We start from the raw sequence: 15,837 nt of genomic DNA, 5'->3' as shown, positions 1-15,837 counted from the left end.
CGTTAGCGGGAGGCGAATTCTACAGCGTTACACGCTGCTGTCAACACCTCATTTCCTGCTTCGATGAATTGAAGCTGACACCGTCAAAATCATCCAACTCGTTGATATTCAAGGAGTTTTCCATTTCGACTGCGCCGGAAGTGGTGCGAATTATAGGCCGCTAATAATCTGAGTCAAGCCTTAAATTCATATTTCTGTCATAACGCGCCAAAAGCCATAAAAGCAGAGGCCAGCCTAACGGCTGGCCTCTCTTCTTCTATCTACAGCTGCAACTCAAATTACAGACTCGGGAATGCAAACTGCGACGCTTCATGGCTGGCACGTTGCGGCCAACGCTGAGTGATCGCCTTACGGCGCGTGTAGAACCGCACACCGTCCGGGCCATAGGCATGCAGGTCACCGAACAGAGAACGCTTCCAACCACCAAAACTGTGATAAGCCACAGGCACTGGCAGCGGAACGTTCACCCCGACCATGCCCACTTCGATCTCGTCACAGAACAGGCGAGCCGCCTCACCATCACGCGTGAAGATGCAGGTACCGTTACCGTATTCGTGATCGTTGATCAGTTGCATCGCCTCTTCCAGGCTATTAACCCGCACGATGCACAGCACTGGACCAAAGATCTCTTCTTTATAGATGCGCATCTGCGGCGTCACACGATCAAACAGGCAGCCGCCCAGGAAGAAGCCATCTTCGTGATCCTTGACGCTCAAGCCGCGACCATCGACGACCAGCTCAGCACCGGCAGCAACCCCATCCTCGACATAGCCGCTGACCTTGTCACGCGCCTGCCCCGAGACCAAAGGCCCCATGTCCAGACCGCACGAAGTGCCTGCACCGATTTTCAGCGCCTTGATTTGCGGTACCAGCTTGGCCACCAACGCATCAGCAACCTGATCGCCAACACACACCGCAACCGAAATGGCCATGCAACGCTCGCCGCAAGAACCGTAAGCCGCCCCCATCAGCGCACTCACAGCGTTATCCAGATCCGCATCCGGCATCAGCACCGCGTGGTTCTTCGCCCCGCCCAGCGCCTGCACACGTTTGCCGCGCTTGGTGCCTTCGGCATAAATGTATTCAGCAATCGGCGTTGAACCCACAAAACTCAGCGCTTTAACTTCTGGCGCTTCAATCAACGCATCCACAGCGCCTTTGTCACCATGCACCACGCTCAGCACGCCCTTGGGCAGACCGGCTTCATGCAGCAACTGTGCAATAAACAAGGTCGAGCTTGGATCGCGTTCCGACGGTTTGAGGATGAAACAGTTACCGCACACAATCGCCAGCGGGTACATCCACAGCGGAACCATGGCCGGGAAGTTGAAAGGCGTAATGCCTGCAACCACACCCAGCGGCTGGAAATCCGACCATGCATCAATGTTCGGTCCTACGTTACGGCTGTATTCACCCTTCAGGATTTCTGGCGCAGAGCACGCAAACTCAACGTTCTCAATCCCGCGCTTCAATTCACCCGCAGCGTCTTCCAGGGTCTTGCCGTGTTCTTCGCTGATCAACTGGGAGATGCGCGCTTCGTTCTGCTCCAGCAACTGCTTGAAGCGGAACATCACCTGAGCACGCTTGGCCGGTGGCGTATTACGCCAGGCCGGGAAAGCAGCCTTGGCTGAGTCGATGGCTTTTTGAATGGTTTCGCGGCTGGCCAGCGGTACTTGATGAATCACTTTACCGGTCGACGGGTTATACACATCAGCGGTACGACCAGAGTCGCTCAGAAATTCGCCATTGATGAAATGTTGAATGGTGCTCATGGGTGCTCCAAAAAGTTGTCCACAGGCGCGAACGCTGCGCGCCTGCCTCTATTCCCAAAACCGCTTCTTTAGTTAGAAGGATCAGTCAATCTGGTTCAACGCTTCACCGACCGCATCGAACAAACGATCCAGGTCTTGCGGCTTGCTATTAAAGGTTGGGCCGAACTGCAGCGTGTCGCCACCAAAGCGTACGTAGAAACCCGCCTTCCACAATTTCATCGCCGCATCAAACGGACGAACAATTGCATCACCATCACGCGGGGCAATTTGAATGGCACCCGCCAAGCCATAGTTACGAATATCGATGACGTTTTTCACGCCCTTCAAACCATGGATCGCATTCTCAAAGTGCGGCGCGACTTCAGCCACGCTCTGCACCAGGTTTTCCTTTTGCAGCAGATCCAGCGCAGCCAGGCCCGCAGCACAGGCCACTGGGTGAGCCGAATAGGTATAACCGTGCGGGAATTCAACCGCGTATTCAGGCGTCGGCTGATTCATGAACGTCTGATATATCTCAGTGGTGGCAATCACCGCGCCCATTGGGATCGCGCCGTTGGTCACTTGCTTGGCAATACACATCAAGTCCGGAGTTACACCGAAGCTGTCAGCACCAAACATCGAGCCTGTACGACCAAACCCGGTGATCACCTCATCGAACACCAACAGGATGTTGTGTTGATCGCAGATTTCACGCAGACGTTTCAGATAACCCTGAGGCGGCACCAGCACACCGGCCGAACCTGCCATAGGCTCCACAAACACCGCCGCGATATTCGACGCGTCATGCAACTCGATCAGCTTGAGCAGCTCATCAGCCAGCGCAATACCACCCTGCTCCGGCATGCCGCGTGAAAACGCGTTGCTCGCCAACAGCGTGTGTGGCAAGTGATCAACATCACTCATCGCCTGGCCAAACAGCTTACGGTTACCGTTCACACCGCCCAGGCTCGTGCCGGCAATGTTCACCCCGTGATAACCACGGGCACGGCCAATCATCTTGGTCTTGGTCGACTGGCCTTTCAAACGCCAGTAAGCCCGCACCATCTTCACCGCGGTATCCGCACACTCAGAACCCGAGTCAGTGAAAAACACATGGTTCAGATTACCTGGGGTCAGCGAGGTGATTTTCTCTGCCAACTGGAACGACAGCGGGTGCCCGTACTGGAACGCAGGCGAATAATCGAGGGTGCCCAGTTGCTTGGCCACTGCTTCTTGGATTTCTGTGCGGGTATGCCCAGCACCACAAGTCCACAGACCTGACAGTGAATCGTAGATTTGCCGACCTTTATCATCCGTCAGGTAACTACCCTTCGCGCCGACGATAAAGCGTGGATCGCGATGGAAGTTACGGTTAGCGGTGTAAGGCATCCAGTGAGCATCCAGCTTGAGCTGGCTAGTCACTGAGATTTCGGCATTTTCGGGCATGTTCATCGGCAAAACCTCGCAAAGCAGAAAGCGGCGTGGGATTGAAAGCGTTGTTGCAGCTAAATTGCCACGGCTATAAAGTCGATGAAATCCAACTCTTCTAACCTTTAGTTAGGCCCGGACTAAACTATGAGCACCCGTCGTCCCGATGCACTGGCACAAGTCAGCGACTTTGATATTCGATTGCTCCGTATCTTTCGCAGTGTCGTGGAATGCGGTGGTTTCTCAGCCGCAGAAACCGTGCTCGGGATTGGCCGCTCGGCCATCAGCCAACAGATGAGCGACCTCGAACAACGCCTCGGTTTACGTCTGTGCCAACGAGGTAGAGCCGGGTTCTCCCTGACAGAAGAAGGCCGCGAGGTGTATCAGTCAGTGCTGCAGTTATTGGGCGCACTGGAAAGTTTTCGTACCGAGGTCAACGGCCTGCACCAACACCTGCGCGGTGAGTTGACCATTGGCCTCACCGACAACCTGGTCACCCTGCCCCACATGCGTATCACCCATGCGCTGGCACAACTCAAGGAACGCGGACCTGACGTGCAAATCCACATTCGTATGATCGCCCCCAACGAAGTGGAACAAGGCGTTCTCGACGGCCGCCTTCATGTAGGCGTCGTTCCCCAGGCCAGCGCACTCTCCGGGCTCGAATATCAGCCGCTGTACAGCGAGCGCTCACTGCTTTACTGCGCCGTCGGCCACCCGCTGTTTTATGTCGATGACCGGCAACTGGAAGACCAGCGCCTCAATGACCAGGACGCCATTGCTCCGACCTTTCGCCTGCCAGCCGATATCCAGGCGCACTACCAGGCACTCAACTGCACCGCCAGCGCATCGGACCGAGAAGGCATGGCGTTCTTGATTTTGACCGGGCGCTACATCGGCTACCTGCCCGATCACTACGCCAGCTTCTGGGTACAACAAGGCCGCCTGCGCGCCTTGAAAGCCAAAACGCGTTTTTATGACTTAAGCCTCGCCTCGGTCACCCGCAAAGGCCGACGGCCACACCTGGTGCTGGAAAGTTTCCTTGAGAGCCTGGAAGCGACGCGCTAACGTAAACGGCGGCTTCAAGCCTCCAGCCAATGTTTGGAAACCACATGCCATCGACCCTCACCGGCCTTTGCGAATACCGCGAAGAAATCCGCAAAAGCCGCTTCATCACACTGGCCGCTCCGATTACCAGCGCCCAGCAAGCCCAAGACTTCATCGAACAACACAGCGACCTCGACGCCACCCACAACTGCTGGGCTTGGAAACTCGGCGCCCAATACCGCAGCAGCGATGATGGCGAACCCGGCGGCACCGCAGGGCGGCCGATCCTGTCGGCGATTGAGGCGCAAGACTGCGATCAAGTCGTGGTACTGGTTATCCGTTGGTACGGCGGCATCCAACTGGGCACCGGCGGGCTCGCGCGCGCCTATGGCGGTGGTGCCAACAAATGCCTGCAAGGGGCAGAGAAACTCCCGCTCATCAGCCGCGTCCCCCTGCAGTGCACCTGCCATTTCAGTGAGCTGGCCTTGGTAAAACTGCGTCTGGCAGAGCTAGATGGCCTGCTCACCCAAGAAACCTTTACCGCCAACGGAGTTGATTTACAGCTGGAGCTGGGCGAAGAGCACATTCCAGCTCTGCAGCAACAGTTGGCCGGCATCAGTCGCGGCAGAATCCTGTTGCACCGAGACACCTCAAACAGCGACGCGTAAGCGTGTAATAACCTGCGCCTCACCACTTGCCCACAATCACTGTGCACCCAACTGTGGATAACCTGAGCACACACGGCTACAGCCCTTTTATTACGGGCCTTTCAGCCATTTGTACGTTTTTTATCCAAATCAGCAGCGCTTTACGAAAAACACAGATAAAACAATACTTTAGCGTTGCATATCGCGGTTAGAACAAAGGGATGCAGTGCTTATACCTGTGCATTCAAGTTGCGCACAGATACTGTGGAACAACCTGTGGATAACCCGTGTAAAGTCCCCGGCGATTCAGCCCCCATAACGCTTACTTAATCTTGTGCGTTTTTTAATCAATTACACTCATTCAAGACCATCACCTGACCTCTGCCTGCCTATCGTTCCTACTCACCAATTGATGAGAGCACACACAAGCGCTGGGCACTCGCACAGGGAAGGCGTAAAAACAGCTAACGGTGACTTCCTTAACGCTAAAGAGGGCGAATTCATGGCAGCAAAAAAAGCACTAATCGTAGGCGCCTCACGTGGGCTGGGTCTGGGACTGGTGACAGCGCTTTCCCATGACGGCTGGCAGGTAACCGCAACCGTTCGTGACCCTCAGCGCGCAGAGGCATTAAAAAAACTGGATAACGTGCAGGTCGAGCAACTCGACATCGACAACCTGCAAGCCATCAACGCCCTGCACCAACGCTTGAACGCAGACGTGTTTGACCTGGTTTTTATTAACGCCGGCATCAAAGGCCCGGACGATCAAACCTCCGGGGCCGCCAGCCTCGCTGATATTGGCCAATTGTTCCTGACCAACAGCGTGGCGCCCGTTAACGTGGCTCAAGCCTTCGTCGGCAGTATCAAAAAGGACAATGGCGTTCTGGCATTCATGAGTTCAAGACTGGGCAGCATCACCAACCCCAACGCCCCGTATCTCGCACTCTACAAAGCCAGCAAGGCCGCGCTCAATTCATTGACCAACACCTTTGTGACGCAACTCCCGGAGCCGCGACCAACCGTGCTCTCCATCCACCCGGGCGTCGTCAAAACCGATCTAACCGGCGGTACCGGCGACATTGACGTCGACACCAGCATCCGCGGCATCGTCGAACAGCTCTATGCGTATGCCGGTAAAGGCGGTCACCACTATATCGACTACAAGGGTCAGACCATTCCCTGGTAACCGTGTGAAGGGCAGCCGTCACAGGCTGCCCATCGCTTAAAGCCCCAGCAGCGACAGCATGATGAACGTGGCAAACAACACGAAATGCGTCATGCCCTCAATGGCATTGGTCTCACCGTCATTCAAATTGATCGCACACACCACCAGCGTGATCACCACCATCACCGTCTGCACCGGAGTCATCGCCATCTGAAAGGGCTGGCCGGTATACAGCGCCATCGCCTCCATGGCAGGCACCGTCAAAATCACCGTGGATAACGAAGCGCCCAAGGCCACATTCACCACCGACTGCATGCGGTTGGCCAGCGCGGCCCGCAGCGCCGTCAGAATTTCCGGTGCCGCCGAGATCGCTGCGACCACAATTGCCGTCATCACCGGCGGCGCGCCCGTCCCCTCAAGGCCAAGGTCCAGCGCCTTGGACATCACCTCCGCCAGCGCACCGATCACAATCACGCCCAAGCCAAGAATGGCGATCGACAGCTTTACGTTGGTCGGCGTCCCTTCTGGCTCACGCTTGCGGCCTTTTTTCTCCGGGTAGCTGTAACTGAAAAAGTAACTGTGCGGCCCCACTTGCATGCGCAAGAACACCGCATACAGCAGCACCATCGCGCCAATGGTGAAGGCGGAGTAAATTTTCCAGTCGGCCTGGGGGATAAATTCCGGCACCACCATCGACACACCCATGGCCGTCAGAATCATCACGCTGTACGTGCGGGCCGAATCGTCGTTGTAGGACTGCTCGCCATGTTTGATCCCGCCCATCAGCGCAGCCAAGCCGAGGATGCCGTTGATATCGAGCATCACCGCCGAATAAATCGTGTCACGCACCAGTGTTGGCGACGGCTCGTTACTCATCATGATGGCCAGGATGACCACTTCTACCAGCACCGCAGACAGCGTAAGAATCATCGTCCCATAAGGGTCGCCGACCTTTTCAGCCAGGACCTCAGCGTGATGCGCCACCCGCATTGAAGCGCAGATAATCGCCGCAATCAGGACAAAGCCCCCGATCAGCGCCGTGGCCTGGCCACTACCCAATAACCAATGTTCCAGCGGGAAAGCCACGCAGACCATCACCACCGCCAGGAGGAGGAGTTTTTCATCTTTCAATAAAGTCAGCATTGCGGGCCTTTTGCCGAGAGTCGAATACACGTTGTGAGGTCACAGACTGCTAAAACTCACTAACGTTTCGTTACACCTTAGTTCACAGGCACGTCATTAGAAGGGTCGGAGCGGCCGCTCAAACGCAGTTGGTGCGACAAATGGCGGGGGCATTTTTACAAGCTGTGTCGTCCGACGCCTGTAGAATGCCGCCATCTGCACCTGATCTGATGAGAAAAACGACTATGTATGACTGGCTGAACGCCCTGCCTAAAGCAGAACTGCACCTGCACCTTGAAGGTTCTCTAGAGCCCGAGTTGCTGTTCTCGCTGGCCGAGCGCAACAAAGTCGCCCTCCCCTGGAACGATGTTGAAACCTTGCGCAAGGCCTATGCCTTCAACAACCTGCAAGAGTTTCTCGACCTCTACTACAAAGGCGCGGACGTACTGCGCACCTCTCAGGATTTCTACGACCTGACCTGGGCTTACCTGTTGCGTTGCAAGGCTCAGAACGTTATTCACACCGAACCCTTCTTCGACCCGCAAACCCACACCGACCGTGGCGTGCCGTTTGAAGTGGTACTGAATGGCATCGCCGCTGCACTCAAAGACGGCGAACAGCAACTGGGGATCACCAGTGGCTTGATCCTGAGCTTCCTGCGCCACTTGAGCGAAGAAGAAGCGCAAAAAACCCTCGACCAGGCACTGCCATTTCGCGATGCATTTGTCGCCGTAGGCCTGGACAGCTCAGAAATGGGCCACCCGCCGAGCAAGTTCCAGCGCGTGTTTGACCGTGCCCGTCACGAAGGTTTTCTGACCGTGGCCCACGCCGGCGAAGAAGGCCCGCCGGAATACATTTGGGAAGCCCTCGACCTGCTGAAAATCCAGCGTATCGACCACGGCGTACGCGCGATTGAAGACGAACGCTTGATGCAACGCATCATCGACGAGCAAATCCCGCTGACCGTCTGCCCGCTGTCCAACACCAAACTGTGCGTGTTCGATCACATGTCGCAACACAACATTCTCGACATGCTCGAGCGCGGCGTGAAAGTCACCGTCAACTCCGACGACCCGGCCTACTTCGGCGGTTACGTGACCGAGAACTTCCACGCGCTGTACACCGACCTGGGCATGACCCAAGACCAAGCCAAACGTCTGGCGCAAAACAGCCTCGACGCCCGCCTGATCAAACCGTAAAAACCCGGCAACCCCGGCCCTGTAGGAGCGAGCTTGCTCGCGATCTTTTGATCTTGCCCTACAGGGCACTACGCTGCCCCGCCAACCCCGCACACCGCTCAATCAACATGTCGCGCAGTAACTTCACCGGTTTGCTCAACTGAGCGCGATGCCCGCACAGCAAATTCAATGGCGCGCGTTCGCAGGTCAATTCCGGCAATAACACCTTAAGCCTGCCCGCCGTCACATCCTGCGCCACGTCCAGCCACGACTTGTACGCAATCCCCGCCCCGGCAATCGCCCACAAACGCACCACATCGGCATCATCACTGAAACGGTCACCGCTCACCGTCAGACCCAGCTCGCGCTTACCGTCGTTAAATTGCCAATGGTCATGCACGCGCGTCCCGAGCATGTACAGCAGGCAGTTATGTTGCAGCAAATGTTCAAGCTGACGCGGCTCGCCTCGGCGGGCCAAATAGTCGGGTGATGCACACAGTACGCGGCGGTTGTCGGTGGCAACCGGCAGCGCAACCAGGCTGGAGTCTTCCGGCTCACCGTAACGCAAGGCGATATCCACAGGCTGGCGAAACAGATCGGCAATCCGGTCACCCAGCAACAGACGCACGGTCAACTGCGGGTGTTCTCGCTGAAACGCGTCCAGCCAGGGCAACAACAGGTTACGTCCAAAGTCTGACGGCGCTGATAGCTGCAACACCCCGCTCACTTGATCTTGCCCACGGGCTAAAAGGCGGCGCCCTTCATCCAGGCTGCTCAAGGCCGTACGCGCATAGTCGAGAAAGCCCTGCCCCTCCGCCGTCAGGCGCAGGCTGCGTGTGGAGCGTGCCAACAATCGAGCCCCTAACTGCACCTCGATCCGCTTGAGGGCTGCACTGGCCACCGCTGGTGACAAGTCCATCACCCGCGCTGCTGCCGACAAACTGCCCAAGTCAGCAGCACGCACAAACAGTTGCAGGTCATCGAAGCGCAGCATTCATCGCTACCATTATCAAAAAAACATTGAAAGAGACTGCTGTTTTAGCCGGTTTTATCGCCCAGCGAAATGGTTAATCATCGATTCACTTTTCGTACTCACTGTCAGGACATGCCCCATGAAAGCTATCGCCTATTACCAGTCGCTGCCGATCCAGGACCCTAACGCCCTGCAAGACATCGAACTGCCCGAGCCAGTAGCCGGCCCGCGCGACGTGTTGGTTGAAGTCAAAGCCATCTCGGTCAACCCGGTGGACACCAAGGTCCGCCAAAACGCACAGCCGGAGGGCGGTGCCGCCAAAGTGCTGGGTTGGGACGTGGCCGGTGTGGTCAAGGCGGTCGGCAGTGACGTCAGCCTGTTCAAGGTCGGTGACAACGTGTTCTACGCCGGTTCTATCGCCCGGGCGGGCGGCAACAGCGAGCTGCACGTTGTCGATGAGCGAATTGTCGGGCACATGCCAAAAAGCCTGGGTTTTGCTGAAGCCGCTGCACTGCCGCTGACCGCCATTACCGCCTGGGAATTGTTGTTCGAACGCCTGGCTATTAAAGAAGGCAAAACCGATGAGCAGCAAAGCCTGTTGATTGTCGGCGCAGCAGGCGGGGTCGGCTCGATCCTGACTCAATTGGCCAGCCAGTTGACCGCCCTCAAGGTGATCGGCACTGCATCACGCCCCGAGACCCAAGCCTGGGTTCGCGGACTGGGCGCCGATGTGGTCATCGACCACACCCAGCCATTGAGCGAAGCACTCAAAGCTCAGGGCGTCGACGCGGTAACCCATGTCGCCAGCCTGACGCAAACCGATCAGCACCTCGACCAACTGGTCGAAGCCCTCGCCCCACAAGGCAAGTTTGCTTTAATCGACGACCCGAAAACTTTCGACATCACCAAGCTCAAACGCAAGAGCCTGTCGCTGCACTGGGAATTCATGTACACCCGCTCACTGTTCGAAACCCCGGACATGATTGCGCAACACGACCTGCTCAACCGGGTAGCCGAACTAATCGACGCGGGCACTTTGCGCACCACCGTAGGCGAACACTTTGGCACCATCAACGCCGCCAACCTGCGCCGCGCACACGCGCTGCTGGAAAGCGGCAAGGCCAAAGGCAAAATCGTGCTTGAAGGGTTCTGATCACAACAAGGGGACTAAAACGGTCAATTTTTAACCGTCAGTCAGAGACTTGATGCCTGTCATATTCTGCGGCGCTTTCAGGCATACACTGGCCGCCTTTGCCAACCAAAGGAGGCCAGCAATGAAAATCCTGATAAAGGCGTTAGCAAAAGCTCCTGACTGCCAATGGCAGGTTCAAATCGACCAGCAAGCCGTTAACTTTCGCACAAAGGCTGAGGCCAAAGCCTTTGTGGATACGTTGAAATCGCGCTTGCAGGCCCCGCACAAACTGCCCGAACCCATGGCAGTGTGATTCAGACTGTTTCCTCGGCGGCGATCCGCGCCTGATACACACGGCGGGTCGCCATGCCGATCGTCACGGCCAACACCCCGCACAAGGTGATCACCATCGCCATGGGCATTGCCGTGCCATCATGCAAAACACCCACGAGTGACGCCGCACCGGCGGCCACACTGAACTGCAAAAAGCCCAGCATCGCCGAAGCACTGCCCGCACGTGCGCCCTGCCCGTTCATGGCACACGCAGAGGCGTTGGGGATGATGCAGCCCAGACTGGCGATGCAGATAAACAGCGGAATCAACAACGGCCACAATTGCTCGGTGTGCAGTGCGCTAATACCCAGCAACGCCACACCTGCCGCCAGATAAACCCACACCGTACGCGCCAGCAAAAAGGCCGGTTGGCGCTTGGCCAGCAACCGGGCGTTCACTTGCGCCACCAAAATAAAGCCCGCCGCGTTACTGCCGAACAACCAGCCGTAGTGTTCGGCAGGCACGCCATATAGTTTGATAAAGACGAAAGGTGAACCCGCAATGTAGGCAAACATCCCGGCCATTGCGATCCCCCCCGTCAGGGCATGCCCCAGGAACTCGCGATCCTTGAGCAAGCGCCCGTATTGGCGCAGCGCCCCCGACAACGGTTGGCGCGGCACGTTGGCTGGCAGGCTTTCCGGCAACCCCAATGCCACCGCCAGGGCGACCAGTGCACTGAAGCCGGTCAGCGCGATAAAGATCGATTGCCAACCGTAGACGTTAACCAGCAGGCCGCCGAGCATCGGCGCCAAAATCGGCGCCAGGCCCATCACCAGCATGAGCTGCGAGAACACCTTGGCCGAGCCCACCGCATCGCACTTGTCACTGACAATCGCACGCGACAGCACCATCCCGGCACACCCGCCCAACGCCTGGACAAAACGCGCACCAATCAGCCATTCAAGTGTGGGCGCAACCGCGCAAGCCAAAGAGCCCAGGGTAAACAGACCCACACCCACCAGCAGCGGCACACGACGACCGAAGCGGTCAGCCAGCGGGCCGTACGCCAGTTGGCCGATGGACAAGCCCAGGAAATACACCGCAAGGGTCAACTGGATGTGCGTTTCATCGGTGGCAAAGGCTAGCGCCATCGCCGGGAACCCAGGCAAGTAGAAATCGATCGCCAAGGGACCAAAAGCGCTGAGCGCGCCGAGAATCAGGAGAGTTCTAACGTTCATCAGTTGTCCAAATCGTACTGCGGTTAGCGCGGTACGACAGTCTAGCTGTGGTTGCAGACGATGAACATTAAGTTAGCGAGCTATCTAATAAACCCCCTGTAGGAGCGAGCTTGCCTCGCGATCTTTTAATCGTTTAAAAGATCGCGAGGCTTTTCTGCGTCAAGCCGTGGCTGGCACATCAAAACCGGCACCTTCAATCGCGCCGACGATGTCTTTTGCTGCCAACGAGCTCTCGACCTTCACCGTTTTGGTCTTCAGGTCCACGTCGACTTTAGACTGCGGATCAAGGCGCTGAATCGCGTTGGTCACACCGCGAACACAGCCACCACAGGTCATTCCATCCACTGTAAACGTTTGCATGACATGCCTCCTTTGGTTGAGATGGCCACAGCTTCCACCTTGCCATCGTGGCAAGGTCAAGCCCCTCGTTGCATGAGTGCACTGGCAATCTGACCTTGGCTCGGCCAAGCTGAATGCCTTCTGATTTGAAAACAGGGTACCGAGCCATGCGCGGGTCCGCTTTGAGCCTAGTCAGTTTTTTAACCCTGGCCGCCTTGCCGCTGTGGGCCAATGCCGATCAAGACTACGGCGTTTTGATCATTTCTCGCGAACGCCTCGAAGTCCCCACCAGCTGCGAAGTCGGGGTGTACATCGACGATCAATTGGCCGGGCGATTGTTCCAAGAGCAGGCGCTGTCTTTCAATTTGCCCGCCGGCAATGTCGGCATTCGCCTCAAGCTGCTGCCCGGTCAGGCGCCGGGGTGCTTGCCCGGCATGCTGGTGCCGCCTGCGCAGCAGTTCACGCTTAAAGCCGGTGATGTACGCAAATACCGGATCGCGCTGGGCAAGGATGGCATGTACCTCAAACCCGCCAAGTTGGAATACTGACCACACGCCACGAAATAACCCACAGCAGTGGCCTTGACCTTGCCACGGGGTCAAGGTCGATTCTATGGACAGATAACTTCTTAAGGAGGACTGCTCGTGCCCACCCAATTCGATCTGCCGATTGACGGTATGACCTGTGCCAGTTGCGCCGGCCGCGTGGAAAAGGCCTTGGCCAAAGTGCCGGGGGTTCAAAGCGTCAGCGTCAACCTGGCCACTGAGCAGGCGCGTATCCAGGCCCCGGCCGACAGCCTGGCGGCACTGGTCGACGCCGTGCAGCAAGCGGGTTACAGCGTTCCAACCCACAGCGTGGAACTGGACGTGGGCGGCATGACCTGCGCGTCCTGCTCAGGGCGCGTTGAAAAAGCCCTCAGCAAAGTCCCTGGCGTCGAGCGTGTCAGCGTCAACCTGGCCAACGAGCGGGCCCACGTTGAACTGCTGGGGCACGTCGACCCGGCCCGACTGATCGACGCGGTTAACCAGGCCGGCTATTCAGCCAGCCTGCACCAGGCAAACAACCCGCAGGCCGTGCAGGACGATCAGCACAAGCGCTTGCAGCGCGAACGCTGGGCGTTGGTGCTGGCCATTGTCCTGGCGTTACCGTTGGTTCTGCCGATGCTGCTGATGCCATTGGGGATTCACTGGATGCTGCCCGCTTGGGCACAGTTCGTACTCGCCACCCCGGTGCAATTTGTGTTGGGCGCACGCTTTTATCGCGCTGCCTGGAAAGCCGTCAAAGCAGGCGCAGGCAACATGGACCTGCTGGTCGCCCTCGGCACCAGCGCGGGCTACGGCCTGAGCCTGTACGAATGGGCCATCGCCGCGCCCGGCACCACACCGCATCTGTACTTCGAAGCCTCGGCCGTGGTCATCGCGCTGGTACTGCTGGGCAAATACCTCGAAAGCCGCGCCAAACGCCAGACCGCCAGCGCCATTCGTGCCCTTGAAGCCCTGCGCCCGGAGCGCGCCCTGCGCGTGCTCGATGGCCAGGAACAAGACGTCGCCATCAGTGACCTGCGCCTCAATGACCTGGTGCTGGTCAAACCCGGCGAGCGTTTTCCGGTGGATGGCGAAGTGGTCGAAGGCCAAAGCCACGCCGACGAGGCCTTGATCAGCGGCGAAAGCCTGCCCGTGCCGAAACAGTCTGGGGATAAAGTCACCGGCGGCGCGATCAATGGCGAAGGCCGCCTGGTGATCAAAACCTTGGCCCTGGGCACCGAAACCGTCCTCGCACGCATCATTCGCCTGGTCGAAGACGCGCAAGCCGGTAAAGCGCCGATCCAGAAGTTGGTAGATAAAGTCAGCCAGGTGTTCGTCCCGGTGGTGCTCTTGATCGCCCTCGCCACTCTGCTCGGCTGGTGGCTCTACGGCGCACCCATTGAAACGGCCCTGATCAACGCCGTGGCTGTGCTGGTTATCGCCTGCCCGTGTGCACTGGGGTTGGCGACACCTACTGCGATCATGGCCGGGACCGGTGTGGCCGCCCGCTTCGGGATTTTGATCAAAGACGCCGAAGCGCTGGAACGTGCACACGAAGTCAGCGCCGTGGTCTTCGACAAAACCGGCACCCTCACCTCCGGCACCCCGCAAATCGCCCACCTGGCTGCATTGGACGGTGACGAAGCCCACTTATTGCAAGCCGCAGGCGCCCTGCAGCGTGGCAGCGAACACCCCTTGGCCAAGGCCGTACTCGACGCCTGCGCCGCACGGCACTTAAACGTGCCGAATGTAGCAGACAGCCAGTCCCTGACCGGGCGCGGCATCGCCGGCACACTCGAAGGCCGTCGTCTGGCCTTGGGCAATCGCCGCTTGCTCGACGAAACGGGCCTCACTCCAGGTTCGCTGGCAGACTCCGCAACCGCTTGGGAGAACGAAGGCCGCACCCTGTCGTGGCTCATCGAACAAAGCCCGGAGCCCCGCGTGCTCGGCCTGTTTGCCTTTGGTGACACCCTTAAAACCGGCGCGCAGTCCGCGATCCAGCAACTCAGCGCACGCCACATCAGCAGCCACTTGCTGACCGGCGACAACCGCGGCAGCGCCCGTGTGGTCGCCCAAGCGTTGGGCATTACCGACGTGCACGCCGAAGTCTTGCCTGCCGACAAGGCAGCCACGGTGGCCGAACTGAAAAAAAACGGCGTGGTGGCGATGGTCGGCGACGGCATCAACGACGCCCCGGCACTGGCCGCTGCCGATATTGGTATCGCCATGGGCGGCGGCACCGACGTGGCCATGCAGGCTGCGGGCATTACCCTGATGCGCGGCGACCCGCGACTGGTGCCCGCCGCCCTGGACATCAGCCGTAAAACCTATGCAAAAATCCGCCAGAACTTGTTCTGGGCGTTTGTCTACAACGTGATCGGCATTCCGCTGGCCGCCTTTGGCTTCCTCAACCCGGTATTGGCGGGCGCGGCCATGGCATTCTCCAGCGTCAGCGTGGTCAGCAACGCACTGTTATTGAAGTTCTGGAAACCCGACGATCTAGAGTGAGGAGGCAACTGTCATGAATATCGGCCAGGCCGCCAAGCACAGCGGCCTGAGCGCCAAAATGATTCGTTACTACGAGTCCATTGGCTTGCTCAAACCCGCCCACCGCAGCGACAGCGGTTATCGCCTGTACAGCGACGACGACCTGCACACACTGGCGTTTATCAAGCGCTCGCGGGATCTGGGGTTTTCACTGGAAGAGGTCGGCAAACTGCTGACCTTATGGCAAGACCGCCAGCGCGCCAGCGGCGACGTAAAAGCCCTGGCGCGCCAACACATCGAGGCGTTGAATCAAAAGATTGTTGAACTGAGCAGCCTGCGTGACACCCTGCAAGTGCTGGTCGAAAGCTGCCAGGGCGACCACCGGCCCGACTGCCCGATCCTCAAAGACCTGGAGTCGGGGGCGTGCTGCACCTCATAACCCTTTAACCCTGTAGTCGCTGCCGAGGCACGAAGGCTGCGATCGAGTGCGCAGCGCTCGCATTTTTACGACGGCTTCGCCGCCGATCGCAGCC

The 15,837-nt window shown here is 58.1% G+C and carries 15 protein-coding genes; 9 read left to right on the top strand and 6 right to left on the bottom strand.

Annotated features, from left to right (window positions below; translation table 11 throughout):
• Positions 1–278: 278 nt before the first annotated feature.
• Together AAEZ03_RS19950 and aptA are read right to left on the bottom strand one after the other, a co-directional pair.
• Positions 279–1,772 carry a CoA-acylating methylmalonate-semialdehyde dehydrogenase gene (locus AAEZ03_RS19950; protein WP_123751263.1) on the bottom strand — a complete coding sequence of 498 codons (1,494 nt, stop codon included), beginning with the start codon at positions 1,770–1,772 and terminating at the stop codon, positions 279–281.
• A gap of 81 nt (positions 1,773–1,853) precedes the next feature.
• The gene (gene aptA, locus AAEZ03_RS19945) at positions 1,854–3,203 is read right to left on the bottom strand and encodes an omega-aminotransferase AptA (RefSeq protein ID WP_048366455.1); all 1,350 of its coding nucleotides are present in this window, start codon (positions 3,201–3,203) and stop codon (positions 1,854–1,856) included.
• A gap of 123 nt (positions 3,204–3,326) precedes the next feature.
• Here aptA and AAEZ03_RS19940 point away from each other — a divergent pair, with 123 nt between their 5' ends.
• The 3 genes from AAEZ03_RS19940 (at position 3,327) to AAEZ03_RS19930 (ending at position 6,059) form a co-directional block, all read left to right on the top strand.
• A complete protein-coding gene (locus tag AAEZ03_RS19940) occupies positions 3,327–4,247 on the top strand; it encodes a LysR family transcriptional regulator (RefSeq protein ID WP_048366456.1) in 921 nt (306 codons plus the stop codon).
• Between the two features lie 44 nt (positions 4,248–4,291).
• Positions 4,292–4,894, top strand: a complete 603-nt coding sequence (locus tag AAEZ03_RS19935; protein ID WP_350580982.1) for an IMPACT family protein — start codon at positions 4,292–4,294, stop codon at positions 4,892–4,894.
• A gap of 481 nt (positions 4,895–5,375) precedes the next feature.
• A complete protein-coding gene (locus tag AAEZ03_RS19930) occupies positions 5,376–6,059 on the top strand; it encodes an SDR family oxidoreductase (RefSeq protein ID WP_278940343.1) in 684 nt (227 codons plus the stop codon).
• A 36-nt stretch (positions 6,060–6,095) separates the two neighbouring features.
• Here the strand turns inward: AAEZ03_RS19930 and AAEZ03_RS19925 are convergent, their stop codons facing one another.
• A complete protein-coding gene (locus AAEZ03_RS19925) occupies positions 6,096–7,181 on the bottom strand; it encodes a calcium:cation antiporter (RefSeq protein ID WP_350580979.1) in 1,086 nt (361 codons plus the stop codon).
• Positions 7,182–7,405: 224 nt separating this feature from the next.
• Here AAEZ03_RS19925 and AAEZ03_RS19920 point away from each other — a divergent pair, with 224 nt between their 5' ends.
• Positions 7,406–8,359, top strand: coding sequence for an adenosine deaminase (locus AAEZ03_RS19920; RefSeq protein WP_048366460.1), 954 nt, complete (start codon positions 7,406–7,408; stop codon positions 8,357–8,359).
• A 58-nt stretch (positions 8,360–8,417) separates the two neighbouring features.
• Here the strand turns inward: AAEZ03_RS19920 and vimR are convergent, their stop codons facing one another.
• Complete coding sequence (vimR, locus tag AAEZ03_RS19915) at positions 8,418–9,332, bottom strand: transcription regulator VimR (protein ID WP_350580976.1); 915 nt, start codon at positions 9,330–9,332, stop codon at positions 8,418–8,420.
• 118 nt (positions 9,333–9,450) lie between these two features.
• Here vimR and AAEZ03_RS19910 point away from each other — a divergent pair, with 118 nt between their 5' ends.
• The gene (locus AAEZ03_RS19910; RefSeq protein WP_282364728.1) at positions 9,451–10,464 is read left to right on the top strand and encodes a zinc-binding alcohol dehydrogenase family protein; all 1,014 of its coding nucleotides are present in this window, start codon (positions 9,451–9,453) and stop codon (positions 10,462–10,464) included.
• A 121-nt stretch (positions 10,465–10,585) separates the two neighbouring features.
• Positions 10,586–10,756, top strand: a complete 171-nt coding sequence (locus tag AAEZ03_RS19905; RefSeq protein ID WP_350580973.1) for a hypothetical protein — start codon at positions 10,586–10,588, stop codon at positions 10,754–10,756.
• Between the two features lies 1 nt (position 10,757).
• Here the strand turns inward: AAEZ03_RS19905 and AAEZ03_RS19900 are convergent, their stop codons facing one another.
• Both AAEZ03_RS19900 and AAEZ03_RS19895 read right to left on the bottom strand, forming a co-directional pair.
• Entirely contained in the window at positions 10,758–11,954 is a 1,197-nt protein-coding gene (locus AAEZ03_RS19900; RefSeq protein WP_350580967.1) for a multidrug effflux MFS transporter, read from the bottom strand.
• A gap of 159 nt (positions 11,955–12,113) precedes the next feature.
• Complete coding sequence (locus AAEZ03_RS19895; protein ID WP_123751255.1) at positions 12,114–12,314, bottom strand: heavy-metal-associated domain-containing protein; 201 nt, start codon at positions 12,312–12,314, stop codon at positions 12,114–12,116.
• A gap of 146 nt (positions 12,315–12,460) precedes the next feature.
• Here AAEZ03_RS19895 and AAEZ03_RS19890 point away from each other — a divergent pair, with 146 nt between their 5' ends.
• From AAEZ03_RS19890 to cueR, 3 genes are all read left to right on the top strand, one after another.
• The gene (locus AAEZ03_RS19890) at positions 12,461–12,841 is read left to right on the top strand and encodes a hypothetical protein (protein WP_048366465.1); all 381 of its coding nucleotides are present in this window, start codon (positions 12,461–12,463) and stop codon (positions 12,839–12,841) included.
• A 96-nt stretch (positions 12,842–12,937) separates the two neighbouring features.
• Positions 12,938–15,325 (top strand): heavy metal translocating P-type ATPase, encoded by a 2,388-nt coding sequence (locus tag AAEZ03_RS19885; RefSeq protein ID WP_350580963.1) that lies wholly within the window; start codon positions 12,938–12,940, stop codon positions 15,323–15,325.
• 13 nt (positions 15,326–15,338) lie between these two features.
• Positions 15,339–15,743, top strand: a complete 405-nt coding sequence (gene cueR / locus AAEZ03_RS19880) for a Cu(I)-responsive transcriptional regulator (RefSeq protein ID WP_153336330.1) — start codon at positions 15,339–15,341, stop codon at positions 15,741–15,743.
• Positions 15,744–15,837 lie beyond the last annotated feature (94 nt).

The organism is Pseudomonas sp. HY2-MNA-CIBAN-0224 (genome assembly GCF_040310285.1).
GTDB classification, from domain to species: Bacteria; Pseudomonadota; Gammaproteobacteria; order Pseudomonadales; family Pseudomonadaceae; genus Aquipseudomonas; species Aquipseudomonas helleri.
The sequence above is the reverse complement of the archived record's forward strand: the minus strand, read 5'-3'. Positions and strand labels throughout refer to the sequence as shown.

Bases quoted from the DNA above. Each gene is read 5' to 3' on its own strand.
- AAEZ03_RS19950 (WP_123751263.1), bottom strand. From the start codon at position 1,772: ATGAGCACCATTCAACATTTCATCAATGGCGAATTTCTGAGCGACTCT.
- aptA (WP_048366455.1), bottom strand. From the start codon at position 3,203: ATGAACATGCCCGAAAATGCCGAAATCTCAGTGACTAGCCAGCTCAAG.
- AAEZ03_RS19940 (WP_048366456.1), top strand. From the start codon at position 3,327: ATGAGCACCCGTCGTCCCGATGCACTGGCACAAGTCAGCGACTTTGAT.
- AAEZ03_RS19935 (WP_350580982.1), top strand. From the start codon at position 4,292: ATGCCATCGACCCTCACCGGCCTTTGCGAATACCGCGAAGAAATCCGC.
- AAEZ03_RS19930 (WP_278940343.1), top strand. From the start codon at position 5,376: ATGGCAGCAAAAAAAGCACTAATCGTAGGCGCCTCACGTGGGCTGGGT.
- AAEZ03_RS19925 (WP_350580979.1), bottom strand. From the start codon at position 7,181: ATGCTGACTTTATTGAAAGATGAAAAACTCCTCCTCCTGGCGGTGGTG.
- AAEZ03_RS19920 (WP_048366460.1), top strand. From the start codon at position 7,406: ATGTATGACTGGCTGAACGCCCTGCCTAAAGCAGAACTGCACCTGCAC.
- vimR (WP_350580976.1), bottom strand. From the start codon at position 9,332: ATGCTGCGCTTCGATGACCTGCAACTGTTTGTGCGTGCTGCTGACTTG.
- AAEZ03_RS19910 (WP_282364728.1), top strand. From the start codon at position 9,451: ATGAAAGCTATCGCCTATTACCAGTCGCTGCCGATCCAGGACCCTAAC.
- AAEZ03_RS19905 (WP_350580973.1), top strand. From the start codon at position 10,586: ATGAAAATCCTGATAAAGGCGTTAGCAAAAGCTCCTGACTGCCAATGG.
- AAEZ03_RS19900 (WP_350580967.1), bottom strand. From the start codon at position 11,954: ATGAACGTTAGAACTCTCCTGATTCTCGGCGCGCTCAGCGCTTTTGGT.
- AAEZ03_RS19895 (WP_123751255.1), bottom strand. From the start codon at position 12,314: ATGCAAACGTTTACAGTGGATGGAATGACCTGTGGTGGCTGTGTTCGC.
- AAEZ03_RS19890 (WP_048366465.1), top strand. From the start codon at position 12,461: ATGCGCGGGTCCGCTTTGAGCCTAGTCAGTTTTTTAACCCTGGCCGCC.
- cueR (WP_153336330.1), top strand. From the start codon at position 15,339: ATGAATATCGGCCAGGCCGCCAAGCACAGCGGCCTGAGCGCCAAAATG.